Annotated in this window: 16 protein-coding genes and 2 tRNA genes; 7 read left to right on the top strand and 11 right to left on the bottom strand. The window is 71.7% G+C overall.

Annotation, left to right across the window (positions count from 1 at the left end; translation table 11 throughout):
- Positions 1-5: 5 nt before the first annotated feature.
- The 3 genes from aroA to B446_RS24650 all read left to right on the top strand — a co-directional run bounded on the left by aroA (position 6) and on the right by B446_RS24650 (position 2757).
- A complete protein-coding gene (aroA, locus tag B446_RS24660; RefSeq protein ID WP_020942152.1) occupies positions 6-1322 on the top strand; it encodes a 3-phosphoshikimate 1-carboxyvinyltransferase in 1317 nt (438 codons plus the stop codon).
- A gap of 16 nt (positions 1323-1338) precedes the next feature.
- Positions 1339-2349 (top strand): ribosome small subunit-dependent GTPase A, encoded by a 1011-nt coding sequence (rsgA, locus tag B446_RS24655; RefSeq protein WP_020942151.1) that lies wholly within the window; start codon positions 1339-1341, stop codon positions 2347-2349.
- 84 nt (positions 2350-2433) lie between these two features.
- The gene (locus B446_RS24650; RefSeq protein ID WP_020942150.1) at positions 2434-2757 is read left to right on the top strand and encodes a DMT family transporter; all 324 of its coding nucleotides are present in this window, start codon (positions 2434-2436) and stop codon (positions 2755-2757) included.
- A gap of 39 nt (positions 2758-2796) precedes the next feature.
- Here B446_RS24650 and B446_RS24645 read toward each other — a convergent pair whose 3' ends face one another.
- Positions 2797-3402: a TetR/AcrR family transcriptional regulator gene (locus B446_RS24645; RefSeq protein ID WP_043476405.1), complete on the bottom strand. Its 606-nt coding sequence runs from the start codon at positions 3400-3402 to the stop codon at positions 2797-2799.
- A 285-nt stretch (positions 3403-3687) separates the two neighbouring features.
- Between B446_RS24645 and hisN the strand changes: the two genes are divergently transcribed.
- Positions 3688-4488 carry a histidinol-phosphatase gene (gene hisN, locus B446_RS24640; protein ID WP_020942148.1) on the top strand — a complete coding sequence of 267 codons (801 nt, stop codon included), beginning with the start codon at positions 3688-3690 and terminating at the stop codon, positions 4486-4488.
- 52 nt (positions 4489-4540) lie between these two features.
- On the opposite strand, the gene B446_RS39010 is transcribed toward hisN, so the two are convergent.
- Positions 4541-4753, bottom strand: coding sequence for a hypothetical protein (locus tag B446_RS39010; RefSeq protein ID WP_148305745.1), 213 nt, complete (start codon positions 4751-4753; stop codon positions 4541-4543).
- A gap of 355 nt (positions 4754-5108) precedes the next feature.
- Here B446_RS39010 and B446_RS24630 point away from each other — a divergent pair, with 355 nt between their 5' ends.
- Entirely contained in the window at positions 5109-5504 is a 396-nt protein-coding gene (locus tag B446_RS24630; protein ID WP_020942146.1) for a cyclic nucleotide-binding/CBS domain-containing protein, read from the top strand.
- 67 nt (positions 5505-5571) lie between these two features.
- Here B446_RS24630 and B446_RS24625 read toward each other — a convergent pair whose 3' ends face one another.
- Positions 5572-7023, bottom strand: a complete 1452-nt coding sequence (locus B446_RS24625; RefSeq protein WP_020942145.1) for a catalase — start codon at positions 7021-7023, stop codon at positions 5572-5574.
- A gap of 143 nt (positions 7024-7166) precedes the next feature.
- On the opposite strand from B446_RS24625, the gene B446_RS24620 reads away from it, so the two are divergent.
- A complete protein-coding gene (locus B446_RS24620; protein ID WP_020942144.1) occupies positions 7167-7583 on the top strand; it encodes a Fur family transcriptional regulator in 417 nt (138 codons plus the stop codon).
- A 134-nt stretch (positions 7584-7717) separates the two neighbouring features.
- Here the strand turns inward: B446_RS24620 and B446_RS24615 are convergent.
- The 4 genes from B446_RS24615 to B446_RS24600 all read right to left on the bottom strand — a co-directional run bounded on the left by B446_RS24615 (position 7718) and on the right by B446_RS24600 (position 12905).
- A tRNA-Met gene (locus B446_RS24615) sits at positions 7718-7791 on the bottom strand.
- Positions 7792-7869: 78 nt separating this feature from the next.
- Positions 7870-9681, bottom strand: a complete 1812-nt coding sequence (locus tag B446_RS24610) for a tetratricopeptide repeat protein (RefSeq protein ID WP_193384493.1) — start codon at positions 9679-9681, stop codon at positions 7870-7872.
- Between the two features lie 207 nt (positions 9682-9888).
- Positions 9889-9962, bottom strand: a tRNA-Met gene (locus B446_RS24605).
- Positions 9963-10004: 42 nt separating this feature from the next.
- Positions 10005-12905: a UPF0182 family protein gene (locus B446_RS24600; protein ID WP_234967645.1), complete on the bottom strand. Its 2901-nt coding sequence runs from the start codon at positions 12903-12905 to the stop codon at positions 10005-10007.
- A gap of 164 nt (positions 12906-13069) precedes the next feature.
- Here B446_RS24600 and B446_RS24595 point away from each other — a divergent pair, with 164 nt between their 5' ends.
- Positions 13070-13612 (top strand): PPA1309 family protein, encoded by a 543-nt coding sequence (locus tag B446_RS24595; RefSeq protein WP_043476395.1) that lies wholly within the window; start codon positions 13070-13072, stop codon positions 13610-13612.
- Between the two features lie 75 nt (positions 13613-13687).
- Here B446_RS24595 and B446_RS24590 read toward each other — a convergent pair whose 3' ends face one another.
- From B446_RS24590 to B446_RS24580, 4 genes are all read right to left on the bottom strand, one after another.
- A complete protein-coding gene (locus B446_RS24590) occupies positions 13688-14785 on the bottom strand; it encodes a PDZ domain-containing protein (RefSeq protein ID WP_020942141.1) in 1098 nt (365 codons plus the stop codon).
- 50 nt (positions 14786-14835) lie between these two features.
- On the bottom strand, positions 14836-15009 hold the full coding sequence (locus tag B446_RS39745; RefSeq protein WP_020942140.1) for a hypothetical protein: 174 nt from the start codon (positions 15007-15009) through the stop codon (positions 14836-14838).
- Positions 15010-15168: 159 nt separating this feature from the next.
- A complete protein-coding gene (locus B446_RS24585) occupies positions 15169-15630 on the bottom strand; it encodes a molybdenum cofactor biosynthesis protein MoaE (RefSeq protein ID WP_020942139.1) in 462 nt (153 codons plus the stop codon).
- Positions 15631-15765: 135 nt separating this feature from the next.
- Positions 15766-16875 (bottom strand): SDR family oxidoreductase, encoded by a 1110-nt coding sequence (locus B446_RS24580; protein WP_043476393.1) that lies wholly within the window; start codon positions 16873-16875, stop codon positions 15766-15768.
- Between the last annotated feature and the right edge of the window lie 183 nt (positions 16876-17058).

The following is a 17058-nucleotide window of genomic DNA, read 5'->3' as shown; positions in this document are numbered from 1 at the left end:
GCCTCATGGCCCCGAACACCGCCCACCCCGCCCTCTGGCCCGCCCCGCACGCGAGCGGAGCCGTCGACGCCACGGTCCACGTGCCGGGGTCCAAGTCGGTCACCAACCGCGCCCTCGTGCTGGCCGCCCTCGCCTCCGAGCCCGGCTGGCTGCGCCGCCCGCTGCGCTCCCGCGACACGCTGCTGATGGCCGGCGCCCTGCGGGCCATGGGCGTGGAGATCGAGGAGGGGGTGGGCCCGGACGGTTCCGGCGAGGCCTGGCGGGTGCTGCCCACCGGCCTGCACGGCCCGGCCACCGTGGACGTCGGCAACGCCGGCACGGTGATGCGCTTCCTGCCTCCGGTGGCCGCGCTGGCCGACGGCCCCATCCGGTTCGACGGGGACCCGCGGTCCTACGAGCGGCCGCTGCACGGGGTGATCGACGCGCTGCGCGTGCTCGGCGCCCGGATCGACGACGACGGCCGGGGCGCGCTGCCGCTGACCGTGCACGGCGTCGGGGCGCTGGACGGCGGGCCGGTCTCGATCGACGCCTCCTCGTCCTCCCAGTTCGTCTCGGCGCTGCTGCTGTCGGGCCCCCGCTTCAACCAGGGCGTGGAGGTCCGCCACACCGGCGCGACCCTGCCCTCGATGCCGCACATCCGGATGACCGTGGACATGCTGCGCGCGGTCGGTGCCCAGGTGGACACCCCGGAGTCGGGCGGCGAGCCGAACGTGTGGCGGGTGACCCCGGGCGCCCTGCTGGGCCGGGACCTGACGATCGAGCCCGACCTGTCGAACGCCCAGCCGTTCCTGGCCGCGGCCCTGGTCACCGGCGGCAAGGTGCTGATCCCGGACTGGCCGGAGCGCACCACCCAGCCGGGTGACCGGCTGCGGGAGATCTTCACCGAGATGGGCGGTTCCTGCGAACTGACCGAGTTCGGGCTCGTGTTCACCGGCTCGGGCGCGGTCCACGGCATCGACGTCGACCTCGGTGACGTCGGTGAGCTGACGCCGGGTGTCGCGGCGGTCGCCGCGCTCGCGGACTCCCCCTCGACGCTGCGGGGCGTGGCGCACCTGCGGCTGCACGAGACGGACCGGCTGGCCGCGCTGACCAAGGAGATCAACGAGCTGGGCGGTGACGTCACCGAGACGGCCGACGGCCTGCACATCCGCCCGCGCCCGCTGCACGGCGGGGTGTTCCACACCTACGAGGACCACCGCATGGCGACCGCCGGTGCGATCATCGGCCTGGCGGTCGAGGGTGTGCGGATCGAGAACGTGGCGACGACGGCGAAGACCTTGCCCGACTTCCCCGAACTGTGGACCGGGATGCTGGGGAACTGACGGGCGGACTGGGATCATGCGCCGCTACGGCAAGCACACCGACGAGGACGACATCCGCACCCGGCCCAACCGCAAGGGCAACCGGCCGCGCACCCACATCCGGCCCAAACACGAGGACGCGGCCGAGGGCATGGTCCTCACCGTCGACCGCGGCCGGCTGACCTGCCTGGTCGGCGACCGTACGGTCATGGCGATGAAGGCCCGCGAACTGGGCCGCAAGGCGGCCGTCGTGGGCGACCGGGTGGCCCTGGTCGGTGACCTGTCCGGCAAGAAGGACACCCTCGCGCGGATCGTGCGCATCGAGGAGCGCGCGTCGCTGCTGCGCCGTACCGCCGATGACGACGACCCCTACGAGCGGGTCGTCGTCGCCAACGCCGACCAGTTGGCGATCGTCACCGCGCTCGCCGACCCCGAGCCGCGCCCGCGTCTGATCGACCGCTGTCTGGTCGCCGCCTTCGACGGCGGCCTGGAGCCGCTGCTGGTGATGACCAAGTCCGACCTGGCCCCGCCGGACAAGCTGCTGGAGCTGTACGGCGCCCTCGACATCCCGTACGTCGTCACCAGCCGCGAGGAGCTGGAGAACGGCGACGCGGCGGACCGGGTGCGCGCACACCTGGACGGCAAGATCACCGCCTTCGTGGGGCACTCGGGCGTGGGCAAGACGACCCTGGTCAACGCGCTGGTCCCCAAGGAGCGCCGCCGGGTCACGGGGCATGTGAACGCGGTGACCGGACGCGGCCGCCACACCACGACGTCGGCGCTCGCGCTGCCGCTCGGCGCGGCGGAGGGCTGGGTCGTCGACACCCCGGGCGTGCGCTCCTTCGGCCTGGCGCACATCGACCCCTCCCGCGTGATCCACGCCTTCCCGGACCTGGAGCCGGGCACGGAGGGCTGCCCGCGCGCGTGCAGTCACGACGAGCCGGACTGCGCGCTGGACGCCTGGGTCGAGGAGGGGCACGCGGACCCGGCGCGGCTGTACTCCCTGCGCCGGCTGCTGGCCACGCGGGAGCGCAGGGAGGGCGACTGAGCTTCGCGTTGTTTGCCGGGGCCCGCCGCCGGTAAGTGCATAATCGCACCGAGCCGGAGATCAGGACCTACGGGAGGACCGTACATGCCGTGGCTGCTGGTCATCGTCGCCGGCTTTCTGGAGACGGGCTTCGCCGTGTGCCTCAAGCTCTCCCACGGGTTCACCCGGCTGTGGCCGACGATCGCCTTCGCCTCCTTCGCACTGGGCAGCTTCGGTCTGCTGACGCTCTCGTTGAAGAAACTGGACGTCGGCCCCGCGTACGCCGTGTGGACCGGGATCGGCGCGGCGGGCACCGCGATCTACGGCATGGTCTTCCTCGGTGACCTGGTGTCCACCCTGAAGATCGTGTCGATCTCGCTCGTCATCATCGGCGTGATCGGCCTGCAGTTGTCGGGCTCCGCCCACTGAGGGTCCGCCAACTTCGTTCCGTGCGGGCCGAGTCGGGTGTCAGACCGGCTGCCCGGGGAGCGCGCCGCGCACCAGCGCGGCCATCCCGCCCTCGCCCGGCGGCGCCGCCACGCAGGACAGCGCGAGCCGTACGACCAGTTCGCAGGAGCGGTTCAGCTCGGAGCCGTCGGCGTGCCCGCCCGCCGCGCCGCCCAGGACGGTCACCGCCCGGTCCCGCACGAGCCGCACGAAGTCGCCGGGCGTGGGCAGCGGCCCGTCCGCCCGGCGCTGCGCGGGCACGGCGGAAGCGGACGGCACGGCGGAGAGGGGCGGCGCGGGCAGCCGCTCGCTCCAGCAGCCGGTGAGCATGGCCCGCACCAGTGCGTTGTCCCGGGCGGCCGACGCCATCCACTCGGCGGTCGCGGTCAGCCGGTCCCGCGGGTCGGTGTGCGCGGCCAGCGCCCGCTCCACCCCGGCGAGATAGCCGTCGGCCTCGCGCCGCACCAGCGCTCTGGCCAGCCCTTCCTTGCTCCCGAACTCGTTGTACAGCGTCTGCCGGGACACCCCCGCCGCCGCCGCGACGTCGACCATCCGCACCGCCGACCACGGCCGCCGGGCGAGCGCCGTGTAAGCGGCGTCCAACAGCGATTCCCGGGCTGCAGGCATCTTCGCCTCCCTGGGGCGAGCGACACTGCGCCCAGATTTGACGCGCCTCCATGCACTGTCAAGGGTCCGCGGGGGTACGAACGGGCGTTCGCACCCCCTGCCCGGCGGTGCCGCGCTCGCGCGGGCGCGGTCCGCCCGCTCGCGCGCCACGGAACACGCCCGGCGCGCCGGCGGGGCCCGGCCCCGCCGTCACCCACGCTCCGCAGGGACGTTCGGCGGGGCGGGCCTCCGGGCGGGCGGGCCCCCTGTAGCCCCGCGCTCGTCCCGGCGGATACCGTTCGTCACATGCAGGACTACCTTGACGATCTTCGCCTCGCCCATGTCCTCGCGGATGCCGCCGACGCCGCCACCATGGCCCGTTTCAAGGCCCTCGACCTGAAGGTGGAGACGAAGCCGGACATGACGCCGGTGAGCGAGGCGGACAAGGCGGCGGAGGAACTCATCCGCGGCCAGCTCCAGCGCGCCCGCCCCCGGGACGCGGTCCTCGGCGAGGAGTACGGCATCGAGGGCACCGGCCCCCGCCGCTGGGTGGTCGACCCGATCGACGGCACCAAGAACTACGTACGCGGTGTGCCCGTGTGGGCGACGCTCATCTCGCTGATGGAGGCGGGCGAGGACGGATACCAGCCCGTCGTCGGCCTGGTGTCCGCGCCCGCGCTCGGCCGGCGCTGGTGGGCCGCCAAGGGCCACGGCGCGTACAGCGGCCGGAGTCTGACCTCGGCGGGGCGCATCCACGTCTCCCGCGTCGGCAGGCTGGCGGACGCCTCCTTCGCGTACTCCTCGCTCTCCGGCTGGGAGGAGCAGGGCCGGCTGGACGGGTTCCTCGAGCTCACCCGTGAGGTGTGGCGCACGCGCGCGTACGGCGACTTCTGGCCGTACATGATGGTCGCCGAGGGATCGGTGGACCTGTGCGCCGAACCCGAGCTGTCCCTGTGGGACATGGCCGCCAACGCGATCATCGTGACCGAGGCGGGCGGCACCTTCACCGGCCTCGACGGCCGACCGGGCCCCCACAGCGGCGACGCGGCCGCGTCCAACGGCCTGCTGCACGACGAGCTGCTGGGGTACCTCGCCCAGCGTCACTGACGGTGCCCGCAGGCCGTGCCGACGCGGCCTCGGTCGCGGGGCCGGACCCGGCTCAGCTGCAGTACCGGTGGTACGCCGAGCTGTAGCCCTGGTTGTAGCCCTCCACGTACCCGCGCGCCCACGAGGAGTCGTGGCCGCTGGAGTAGTTGGAGCCGTAACCGTCGCGGTCGCAGTCGGAACGCGCGTCGGAGAAGCCGTCGCGGAACCCTTGCCGGAACCCTTCCCGGTAATGGTTCTGCGTCGGCGCAACCGCTGCCGTGCTCACGTGCGTTGCGGGAGTCGACGCGAACGCCGGCTGAGCGCTCAACGGCATGAGGGCGACACCGGCCGCCACCAGAGCGGAGCTGAGGGCGGCGGCCCTCCTGACAGTCCTTCGCTGCAGCATGAGGTCTCCCAAATACGCTGATCGGGGATGTTTCCACTCTAGTAGGCCGAAAGTGTGATGCAACTCCTGGGCGATCAGCGCTCGCCAGCCCCAGGGGAAACCCACGCACGCCCTCAACAGGCCTCGCACGCCCCCTTGTTGACTCGCCTTTTACCTGCCACTCTGAAGCCACCCCCACTTGTGAACTTGTGAATCCCTGAACTTTCCCGGGATTCCCTAGGAGGTGGCCCTTCCCATGCTCGTCCGTGACGCCATGAGCACGGTGATCCTCACCGTCGGCCCCGCCCACTCACTCCGCCAGGCCGCGGCCCTGATGTCCGCCCGCCGCGTCGGCGCCGCCGTGGTCCTGGACCCCGACGCCGGCGGCATCGGCATCCTCACCGAACGCGACGTCCTCAACTCCGTGGGTCTCGGCCAGAACCCGGACACCGAGCGCACCCACGCCCACACCACCACCGAGGTCGTCTTCGCCGCCCCGACCTGGACGCTGGAGGAGGCGGCCCGCGCCATGACCCACGGCGGCTTCCGGCACCTGGTCGTCCTGGACCGCGGCGAGGTGGCGGGCATCGTCTCGGTCCGCGACATCATCCGCTGCTGGGTCCCGGCCCGGGAGCCGGCACCCGCCCTCTGAGCGCACGCGCACGCACCAGGGGCGGGGCCGGACCCCGTGGGTCCGGCCCCGCCCCGGCGGCACCGCCTCAGCCGCGCAGCTCGCGCACGGCCGCATCGAGCCGCTTGCCGAAGTCCGCGTCGGCGCGGGCGAAGTTCCCGATCGCGCGCTCGGCGATGTCGTCGCGGCTCACGCCCGCGATCGCGCCGGCCAGGTTGGCGACCAGCCGCTCCTTCTCGTCCTCGCGCATCAGGCGGTAGAGGTCGCCCGCCTGCACGAAGTCGTCGTCCTCGGCGTGCGCCGGGGTCGGGTGGGTGCCCGTGGCACCGGTGACGGCCGTGGGCTGCCACAGCGCGCGGTCCGTCTGGGCGGGCCCGCCGAAGCTGTTCGGCTCGTAGTTCTTCGCGCCGCCGTGCCGGCCGTCGTAGAGGAAGCCGTCACGGGAGTTGGTGCGCGCCTCGGTGGCGTGCGGGCGGTTCACCGGCAGATGGTCGGCGTTGATGCCGACGCGGTAGCGGTGCGCGTCGCCGTAGGCGAAGAGGCGGCCCTGGAGCATCTTGTCGGGCGACGGCCCGATGCCGGGCACGAAGTGCGCGGGGCTGAAGACCGACTGCTCGACCTCGGCGAAGATGTTGCGCGGGTTGCGGTTCAGCTCCAGCCGGCCGATCTCGACGACCGGGTAGTCCGCGTGCGGCCACACCTTGGTCAGGTCGAACGGGTTGAAGCGGTACGTCGCCGCGTCCGCCACCGGCATGATCTGCACGCCCACGGTCCAGCTCGGGAACTCGCCCCGCTCGATCGCCTCGCGCAGGTCGCGCTGGTGCGAGTCGGGGTCCTTGCCCGCGAGGACGTCCGCCTCCTCGGCGGTGAGGTTCCGGATCCCCTGGTCGGTCTTGAAGTGGTACTTGACCCAGAACGCCTCGCCCGCCGCGTTGTTCCACTGGAAGGTGTGCGAGCCGAAGCCGTCCATGTGCCGGTAGGACGCGGGGATGCCGCGGTCGCCGAACAGCCAGGTCACCTGGTGGGTCGACTCCGGCGACAGGGACCAGAAGTCCCACACGTTGTCGGCCTCCGTGGAGCCGGTGTAGGGGTCGCGCTTCTGGGTGTGGATGAAGTCCGGGAACTTGATCGCGTCGCGGATGAAGAAGACCGGGGTGTTGTTGCCGACGAGGTCGTAGTTGCCCTCCTCGGTGTAGAACTTCAGCGAGAAGCCGCGCGGGTCGCGGACGGCGTCCGCCGCGCCCAGGTTGCCGGCGACGGTCGAGAAGCGCAGGAAGACCTCGGTCTCCTTGCCGACCTCGGAGAGGAACGCGGCGCGGGTGTACGGGGTGACGTCGGCGGTCACGGTGAAGGTGCCGTAGGCCCCGGCGCCGCGCGCGTGCACGACCCGCTCCGGGATGCGCTCACGGTTGAAGTGGGCCAGCTTCTCCAGGAGCAGCTGGTCCTGCACGAGCACCGGGCCGCCGACCCCCGCGGTCTCGCTGTTCTGGTTGTCCGCCACCGGGGCACCGGCCTCCGTGGTGAGGGGTCCCTGCGTCACGTGCGCCTCCTGCGTCATCGCCGACCTGTCCTGTGGGTCGTTCAAAGTCAGGCTCGATCCTACATTGGACTAAGTCCAAATCAAATAATGTTCCAAAGTCACACCTATTCGGGTTCTGGTCTTCCTGCTGTTACGCTGTGAGCATGAGCGACCTTCTGGAACGGCTGCGCGGACGCGGATGGCGGATGACCGCACAGCGGCGCGTGGTGGCCGAGGTTCTCGACGGCGAGCACGTCCATCTGACGGCCGACGAGGTGCACGCCCGTGCCGTCGCGAAGCTGCCGGAGATCTCCCGGGCGACCGTCTACAACACGCTGGGCGAGCTGGTCACCCTCGGCGAGGTGCTCGAGGTCAGCACCGACAAGCGCGCCAAGCGGTACGACCCGAACGCGCACCGGCCGCACCACCACCTGGTCTGCGCCGGATGCGGCGCGATCCGCGACGTGCACCCGAACGGCAATCCGCTCGCCGACCTCCCCGACACGGAGCGCTTCGGCTTCAGGGTGTCGGACGTCGAGGTGACGTACCGCGGGCTGTGCCCGTCCTGCGCGGGCGCCTGACCGCCTTCTCAGAGGCCGAGGGGGGCGAGAGCCCCCCTCTTTTTTGCGTCCCTGCCCGCCGCGCTTCGGCCGGCCACGCCCGGAACGCACCGAGGGCCGGAATCCATTTCTGGATTCCGGCCCTCGGCCTTCAGTAGCGGGGACAGGATTTGAACCTGCGACCTCTGGGTTATGAGCCCAGCGAGCTACCGAGCTGCTCCACCCCGCGTCGGTGAACACGACATTACGTGAGGGAGGTGCGGGGAGGCAAATCCATTCGGCGGCGCGTGTCCCAGGTCACCCGCGGTCACGCCGACAGCTCCTCCCGCAGGGCGTCGCGCAGCCGCCCCGCGCGCTCGGCGACCTCGGCCGGCCCCAGCTCCACCGCCCGGGCGGCCCACTTCTGCCCCTCGGCCAGCTCGCCCCGACGCGCGTAGACGAGGGCCAGCCGCAGCGCCGCCCGCCCGTGGCCCGCGTCGGCCGCCCGCGCCCACCACACGGCCGCTTCCGGCTCGCTGCCCTCGCGCGCCAGCAGCAGCCCCAGGTTGAACGCCCCGTTTCGGGAGCCTGCCTCGGCCGCCGTCTTGTACCAGCGGGCCGCCTCGACCACGTCACCCCGGGCCGCGGCCAGCATGCCGACCCGCACCTGAGCCCGGCGGTGCCCCTGGGTGGCCGCCCGCTCGTACCACTCCTCGCACTCGGTCTTCTCGTGCACGGTCTCGCCCAGCTCGTGCGCGGGCTCCGGCGGCCGCCGCGCGTCCAGCACGGTGGCGAGACGGTACGCGCCCTCGGCGCTGCCGCCTCCGGCCGCGCACCGCAGATGCCGTTCGGCCTGCTGTTCGTCGCCCTCGCGCAGCCGGGCGATCCCGACCTGCAGCGCGGCCTCGGTGTGCCCGGCCGCGGCCGCCTGCTCGTACCACCGCAGAGCGGCCCGGTCCTCTCCCCGGCCGGCGTGCAGGATGCCGAGGTTGAACGCCGCGTCCACGCTGCCGGCCTCGGCCGCCTTGGAGAACCACGGTTCGGCCCCCGCGGTGTCGCCGCCCTGGAGCAGCAGGATGGCGAGCGCGTTGGCCGCCTCCCGGTGACCGGCGTAGGCGGCCCGCCGGTACCACTGCTCGGCCTGGGCGGTCCGCCCCTGCTCGGCGCAGAGCAGCCCCAGGTTGTACGCCCCGTTGTCGTCACCGGCGTCGAGCGCGGCCCGGTACCAGCGCTCGGCGGTCTGCGTCTCCCCGCGTTCGGCGTGCAGCGCGCCGAGCGCGTTGGCCGCGTTGCCGTCGCCGTCCTGGGCGGCCCTGAGCCACCACACGGCCGCGCTGTCGGTGTCCCCGGCGTCGCGCAGCAGGAAGCCGAGCGCGCAGGCGGCCCGCGGCTCGCCGTCCTTGGCGGAGGTCAGGTACCAGCGGCCGGCCTCCTTCAGCTCCCCGCGCTTCTCCAGGATCGCGCCGAGGTGCAGCGCGGCCCGCCGGTGGCCGCGCGCGGCGGCCTGCCGGTACCACTGCTCGACCTCCTCGACAGCGTTGTCACCCGTGGCCCCGTCCTCGTGACCGGCCCTGCGGTCGAGTGCGCGCGCCATCCGGTAGGCGGCCTCGCGGTGCCCGCGTTCGGCGGCGGCCCGCATCCAGTGCCCGGCTCCGGCGTCGCCGCGGTGCTCCAGCAGGTCGGCGAGCGCGTAGGCGCCCAGCGCGTGGCCCTGCTCGGCGGACTGGCGCAGCCAGTACTCGGCGGCGGGCTCGTCGCCGCGTTCGCGGTGGTGCCGGCCCAGCGCGTGCGCGGCGGCGGCGGAGCCGGCGACGGCCGCGATCCGCCACCAGCCGGCGGCCTCCTCGGCGTAGCCGCGCTGGTGCAGCAGGACGCCCAGGTTGTTGGCGGCGGCCCGGTCCCCGGCCGCGGTGGCGGCACGCAGCAGGGGTTCGGCGCCGTCGAGGTCGCCGCGGCGCAGCAGCATGGCGCCGAGGACGCTCATCGCCTCGTTCTCGCCGGACTCCGCGGCCAGCCGCAGGCGGACCTCCTCGGCGTCCTCCCCCATGTCGTTCGTCTCGTCCCGGGCCGGCTCCTCACCCGGGGGCTGCACAAATCGCCCTGTCTCGAACAGAGTTGCCTTGTCCCCCATAACGTCCATCGTCGCACCACCTGCAACCTGGGTACACCCGGTATACCGCAGCCCGTGAGGTCACTTCAGCGTTTTGTCGACATGCCCACAGAGAGACAAGTCAAACACAGACCGCCCAACTCCCCACCGCGGCGCGACGGCACGCCCTCCCTGCACATGAGTTCGCACATCACGAAGGCCCGGATCCCTGTAAGGAATCCGGGCCTTCGTTTTCAGTAGCGGGGACAGGATTTGAACCTGCGACCTCTGGGTTATGAGCCCAGCGAGCTACCGAGCTGCTCCACCCCGCGCCGTTGTGACTCAACCGTATCACGGCGCGGGACGGGGATTGATCAGCTCTTGTGGCCGCCGTTCGTCTTGTCCGCCTTGTCCGCCTTGTCCGCCTTGGTCTGCGCGTCCTCGGCCCGCTTCAGCGCGGCCTCCAGGTCCTTCTGGGCCTTGGCCCAGGCGTCCCAGTCGGGTCCCTGCGGCTGTTTCAGCGCCTCCTTGCCGGCGTCGATGGCCTTCTGGGCGTCCTGCAGCGCCTGCCGGACGGTCGGGTTGGCCGTGTCCGGCGGGTTGGTGGTGCCGGTGTCCGGCGGTGTCGAGGTCTTCACCCCGAACACCTCGTCGAGCGCCTCGCCCAGGGTGTCCTTGAACGCGGTCCGGCCCTCGTAGGTGACCAGGACCTTGCGCAGCAACGGGTACTTGAGGGAGCCGCCGCGGACGTAGACGGGCTCCGCGTACAGCAGTCCCCCGTCGAGGGGCACGGTCAGCAGATTGCCGTACTCGACCTTCGAGTGCCCGCGGCTGAGCAGGCTGATGGTCTCGGCGATGTCCGACTCGGAGTTGAACTGGCTCTGCACCTGTTTGGGTCCGTCGACCGTCGTGCTGGTCGGCAGCTTCAGTATTCTGATCTTGCCGTAGTCGGCGGCGCGCGGGTCGGAGTCGACGGCCATGAACGCGCTGAGGTTGTCCCGCCCGTTCGGTGTGAACGTCGTCGTCAGTGAGAACGCCTGGGCGCTCTGGTCCGGCATCTTCATACTCAGGTAGTACGGCGGCACCGCACTGCCGGAGTCGTTGGTGGGATCGTCGGGCACCTCCCACACCTCGCTGCCGCTGAGGAAGGTCTGCGCGTCGGTCACGTGGTACCGGGTGAGCAGTTCGCGCTGGACCTTGAACAGGTCCTGCGGGTACCGCAGGTGGGCCATCAGGTCGCCGGAGATGTCCGCGCGGGGCTTCACCGTGCCGGGGAAGGCCTTCATCCAGGTCTTCAGCACCGGGTCCCTGGTGTCCCACTGGTAGAGCTTGACCTCGCCGGTGTACGCGTCGACGGTCGCCTTGACCGAGTTGCGGATGTAGTTGACCTGGTTCTGCTGGGCCACCACCGCACGGGAGTTGTTGGTGGCGGTCAGCGAGTCGGCCGTGGTGTCACCGAGGGTGGTGCGGGAGGCGTACGGGTATCCGTTGCTGGTCGTGTACGCGTCGACGATCCACTGGATGCGGTGGTCGACGACGGCCGGGTAGGCGTCGCCGTCGATGGTCAGCCAGGGGGCGACCGCCTCGACCCGGTCCTTGGGCGTGCGGTTGTACAGGATCCGCGACCCCTTGCCGATGGCACCGGAGTAGAGGATCTGCGGCTCGTTGAACGCCACCGCGTACGCGGCCCGGTTGACCGGGTTGTCGAGGTTGACGCCGCTGTTGCCGGTGTAGCTGGTGGTCTTCTCACCCTCGTCGTCGGAGTAGTCGACCTCCTTCTGGGGGCCGCCGACGATCGAGTACGTGGTGGTCTTCTCGCCGTAGTAGATCTGCTGCTGGTAGGAGCCGAGGTCGCCGGTGGACGGCAGGTTCTTCTCGGTGAAGACCGGCCTGCCCTCGGAGTCGGCCTCGGTGCCCTTGGCGGCCACCACGCCGTAGCCGTGGGTGTAGCGGAAGTGGTCGTTGATCCAGTTGTTCTTCGGGATGCCGTCCAGGTTCAGCTCGCGCAGACCGATGACGGTGTCCTGGTCCTTGCCGTTCTTGGGGTACCGGTCGACGTCGAGGTTGGTCGGGAACCCGTAGTAGTTCCGGATCTGCTGGAGCTGCTGGAACGTCGGGGAGACGATGTTCGGGTCGAGGATGCGCAGGCTGGCGGTGTCGTCGACCTGGTCGCGCAGCACGGTCTTGTCCGGCGTGGTGGACTTGCCCGCGTACTCGTTGACCTTGGTGTCGTCGATGCCGTACGCGTCACGCGTCGCCTTGAGGTTCTTCTGGACGTACGGGGCTTCCTTGGCCTGCTCGTTCGGCTGCACCTGGAACTTCTGCACGATGGCCGGGTACAGGCCGCCGATCAGGATCGCCGAGAGGACCATCAGGCCGAAGCCGATGACCGGGAGCTGCCAGGTGCGCCGCCACAGGGTGGCGAAGAACAGCAGCGCGCAGATGACGGCGATGCAGAACAGGATGGTCTTGGCGGGCAGATAGGCGTTGGCGTCGACGTAGCGCAGGCCGGTCCAGTTGTCGGTGGCCTTGAAGTCGCTGGACTTGACGGCGAGTCCGTAGCGGTCGAGCCAGTAGGCGACCGCCTTCAGCGCCACGAAGACGCCGAGGAGCACCGACAGGTGCCCGGTCGCGGCGGCCGTGGCCCGCGCGCCCGGGCTGGTGACGCGCAGCCCGCCGTACAGGTAGTGGGTGAGCGCGGCGGCGATCAGGCAGAGGATCGCGGCGGCGAAGCCGAAGCCCAGCAGGAACCGGTACCAGGGCAGGTCGAACGCGTAGAAGGCGACGTCGAGGTGGAACTGCGGGTCCTTCTGGTGGAAGGGCACGCCGTTGACCCACAGCAGCCAGGTGCGCCACTGGCCGGCCGCCGAGGCGCCCGCGATCAGCCCGACGAGGGCGGTGACGGCGAGCAGCAGCCACGTCTTGTAGGGCGCGATGCCCATCCGGTAGCGGTCCAGGCTCTGCTGTTCCAGGGACATGGCGCTCAGCGGGGGCCGCAGCCGGTGCGCGAGCCAGATGTTGAAGCCCACCGCGACGGCCATGAGCAGGCCGAAGACGAAGAAAAGCCCGATCTTCGTCCACAGCGTGGTGGTGAACACCGACGAGTAGTGCACCGACCGGTACCACAGCCAGTCCGTCCAGAAGCCCGCGAACATGGTGAACGCCATGCCGAGGACGGCGAGGACGCCCAGTGTCATGAGCAGGGTCCGGGCCCGCCGGGACGGGCGTCCCGCTCTGATCCGCGGCCCCGTCGGGCCTCCGCCGCGGTCCGGCATCTGGAAAGCCAAGGTGCGCACCTCGAAGTTCGCTGTCGATACGTCAGGCCCCCGTGTTCGCGGGCCCCCCGTGTAGCCCGGTGATCGCGGGCCCACACCTATGCAACTTACTCACGGTTTAGCCGGTTCCCGATTCCGGCCGGGAACGAGGCAGGATTGTGACCATGTCCAACACTCCCATGGCGGCGAGCCCGCTCACCCGGGCCGTACTCGAGATCGACGAGTACGCCTCCGGCCTCGGCTGGGACCAGCCCGCTCGCCTTTTCGCCCTCGTAGACACCGCACGGCTGCGGGCCCAGGAACCTGCCCTCGCGGCCCAGCTCGGCCTGCAGGACGAGCCCGAGACCACCGGTCTCACCCCGATCGAGCAGGACGAGGTTCCAACGGACAGGCCGCTCGACGAGTTCCTCGGCACCATCGCCTGGCCGGACGCGGTGGTCGGGTGCGCCCTCACGGTGGAGCGGCTGATGCTGCCCCCGTCGGCCGAGGCCCAGGTCCCGCAGGGGCTGAGCGAGGCCAAGCTGGCCAGGTGGGTCGCCGAGCACCCCGAGCGCCAGGAGGTCCGCATGACGGTCGCGGTGCTGCGCGACGGCACCCGTGACTCGGCGCTGCGGCTGCGCGAGAAGGACTCCCCGACGGAGGTCCTGACCGGCCCCGACCTGGTGCCGGGTCTGGCCCAGGCGCTGTCCGTCACGTTCGAGGACTGATCCGCTCCGCCCGTACGGCACTGGGGGCGCCCCGTTCGTCAGGGGCGCCCCCAGCCGTGTACCGGGACCGCGGGGTCAGCCGCCGGTGGTGCACTTCGGCAGTGCGGCGGTGTCGCCGTCGCGGATGTCCTTCAGGGCGCCGAGGGCGTCCCGGATGGTCCTGACCTTGACCAGGGTGAGCCCGCCCGGGGTGTCCTTGGCGGCGGCCGCGCAGTTGTCGGCGGGGGTCAGGAAGTACTGGGCCCCCTTGTCGCGCGCGCCGACGGTCTTCATCTCGATGCCGCCGATCGGACCGACGTTGCCGCTGTCGTCGATGGTGCCGGTGCCGGCGACGAACTTGCCGCCGGTGAGACTGCCGGGGGTGAGCTTGTCGTAGACGCCGAGCGCGAACATCAGGCCGGCGCTGGGCCCGCCGACGTCGGCGAGCTTGATGTCGATGGTGAACGGGAAGGTGTGGTCGGTCCCGGCGGAGATCCCGACGATGGCCCGCTTGGCGCCGCTGTCGTCGGAGGTCGCCGTGGTGATGGTGACGTCCTGGGTGCGGGTCGCCGTCCGGTGGGCCTTCTCGGCGGCGGCCTGGTCCTTGGCGGGGACGACGGTGAAGACGACCTTCTGCCCGGGCTTGTGCCGGGTGACGAGCTTGGCGACGTCGGAGGGCTGCTTGACCGCGGTGCCGTCCACGGCCTTGATCACGTCACCGGCGTGCAGCCGGCCCTCGGCCGGGGAGCCCTTGACGACGGTGGAGACGATCACCCAGGACTTCACCGGGACGCCCAGTTCCTTCAGCGCGGCGACCTTGGCGCTCTCCTGGGACTGGCTGAACTCCTCGGCGTTCTCCTGGCTGGACTGCTCCTCCGTCTTGCCGTCCGGGTAGAGCGTGTCGTGCGGGACGATCTTGCTGTCGTGCGCCAGCCAGCCGTAGACGGCCTCCACCAGGTTCATCCGGAAGTCGGCGCTGGTGACCCGGACGGTCGTCATGTTGAGGTGGCCGTCGGTCGGGTACGTCCTGTGCCCGGTGATCTGCAGCACCGGCTCGCCCTGGTGGTCCCCGAGCGTGTTCACGGTCGGCCCCGGGGACATCTCCGAGTACGGCACGGGGATGAGCACTCCCGCGCACAGGAGCGCGATCAGCATCAGGGTGGAGGCGAGCATCGTCGCGGTGCGGCGTGGCATGCAACGACACTACGGGACGGCCCTGTCAGCGCACCGTCAGGGCACCCCTGTCAGGCGCCGCGCGCACCCGTGTGGGACTTCTCCATGGCCTCGCGGAACCGCGCGTACCCGTCGAGTTCGGGGCCGTCGCTGCGTGCCTTGCGTGTGCGGTTGGCCCAACTGCCCCACAGTCCGGCACAGACCGCGGCGACAAACGGAATCAGCAACCAGGCGAGTGCCGCCATGCCGACCTCCCTACCCCATGAGCGTCCGCAACTGAGTGATCAGCAGATTAACCACCCGCTCTGACAACGCTCACGTGAGGGGTGCGGTTACGCAACCGCAGTACCCGGAGGGCCCAACGTGAACAGGGGTGCGCCCGGGACCGGCGGGCGCGGCCGGGGTCAGCAGGCGCCCACCCACTCCTCCGTGCCGTCGGAGAACGTCTGGTGCTTCCAGATGGGCACCTCGTGCTTGACGTCGTCGATCAGCCGGCGGCAGGCCTCGAAGGCCTCCGCGCGGTGCGGGCAGGAGACGGCCACGACGACGGCGAGGTCCCCCACCTTGAGGTCTCCCACCCGGTGGACCGCGGCCAGGGCGCGCACCGGGTACTCGGCGACGACCTTCTCGGCGACCCGCCGCATCTCGTCCTCGGCGCTGGGGTGGCAGGAGTACCCGAGCGCGTCGACGTCGGCGCCGCCGTCGTGGTTGCGGACGGTGCCCACGAACAGCGCGATGCCGCCGGCGGCGTCGTCGCCGACGGCCCGGAACACCTCGTCCACGGACAGCGCGGTCTCCCGGACGGCGATCAGCTTGACGGGGTCCGGGGCGACCTGCTCACCGGGGTGATCGTGCGTGGATGCCATGCCCCCATCGTGCCGCATCCCCTCGACACGCCGGAATACGACTTTCACCAGGCACGCGCGCGGTGGCGTTTGGACGCTCCTACGAGGGCCGGCCGGGGCCGCGTGGGGCCGGCCCCGCCGGCCCCGGTGGCCGGCTCAGCGACGACGGGCCTTGCGGGCCCTCCGGACCACGGCGGCCGCGCCCAGCAGGGCCACCGTGGCGCCCGCGGCACCGGCCGCCGTCGCGTCCTTGCGGCCCAGCCGGCGCCCGGCCACCGTGTGCCGCCCGGCGACCTCCTCCAGCAGTTCCGCGAGGACCTCCTCGTTGGTCCACCGCGGCCGCCACCCGGCGTCGTGCAGCCGGCTCCCGCTGACCACCCACGGGTACATCGTGTAGGCGAGGTCCCCGGCCGGGGAGGGGGTGAGGCCGATGCGGTGCAGCCGGGCGGCGGCGCCGAGCGCGACCGCGGACGGCAGCTCCATCCGCCGGATCCCGCTCAGCTCCTCGACCTCCTCCTGCTCCAGCCATCCGTCACAGCCGACGGCCAGCTCGCCTTCCACCTTCTCGACGACGGCGTACTCCAGGGCCCCGCACAGGTCCTCGACGTGGCAGAACTGCCAGGCGGGCCGCGACCCGGCCACCACGAGCAGCCGGGGCGACTCGAAGTAGCGGGTGAGCGCGGTGTCCGTGCCGCCCACCAGCACGGCGGGCCGCACCACGGTGACGTTGAGCCCCGGGTGCGCGCGCGGCGCGCGGCGGGCGAGCCGCTCGATCTCCAGCAGGTCCCCGACCCCGGTGGCCTCGGCCGTGGCCCGCAGCTCCGCGTCCTCCGACAGCGGCAGCTCGTTGTCCGGCAGCGCCCCGTAGACCATCGCGGACGTGCACAGCACCACCCGGTGCACCCCGGCGGCCGCCGCCGCGGTCAGCACGGTCTGCGTCCCCCGGACGTTGTACGCGGTGCGCGCTGCCGTGTCGCTGCCGAGATCCAGGTCGAGCGCCAGGTGCACCACGACGTCGGCGCCGCGCAGCTTGTCCGCGATCGCCGGGTCCCGCACGTCGAGGATGTGCCACTGGGCGGACTCGCACTCCCCGCGCCGCTCGTCGATGGCGATGACCTGCTTGATGTCCTCCGAGGCCGCGAGCCGCTCGGTGAGCAGCGCGCCCACCCCGCGGGCGGCGCCGGTGACCGCGACGACGGGTCCGCGCACGGCGGGAGTGGTTGACGGGTTTCGCGCTGCGCGAACCTGCGGATCTGGGGAACTCACCGGGCGTCTCCAGCGGTTGTCTTCAGTACGGGCGCCGAGTGACGCGCACGTACCAGGTGCATCCATCCTGCCGCAGGCCTTCACAGGACGAAGCACCGAGGCCCGATCGGGTCCGGGTGTCTACGCTGGGTGGTGTTGTCGGGCAGCCGCGCCGCCGGAGAGAGACCGGTGGCCTTACCAGCC

Origin of the sequence: Streptomyces collinus Tu 365, from assembly GCF_000444875.1 — a bacterium.
GTDB classification, from domain to species: Bacteria; Actinomycetota; Actinomycetes; order Streptomycetales; family Streptomycetaceae; genus Streptomyces; species Streptomyces collinus_A.
This window is presented reverse-complemented; position numbering and strand designations above follow the sequence as displayed.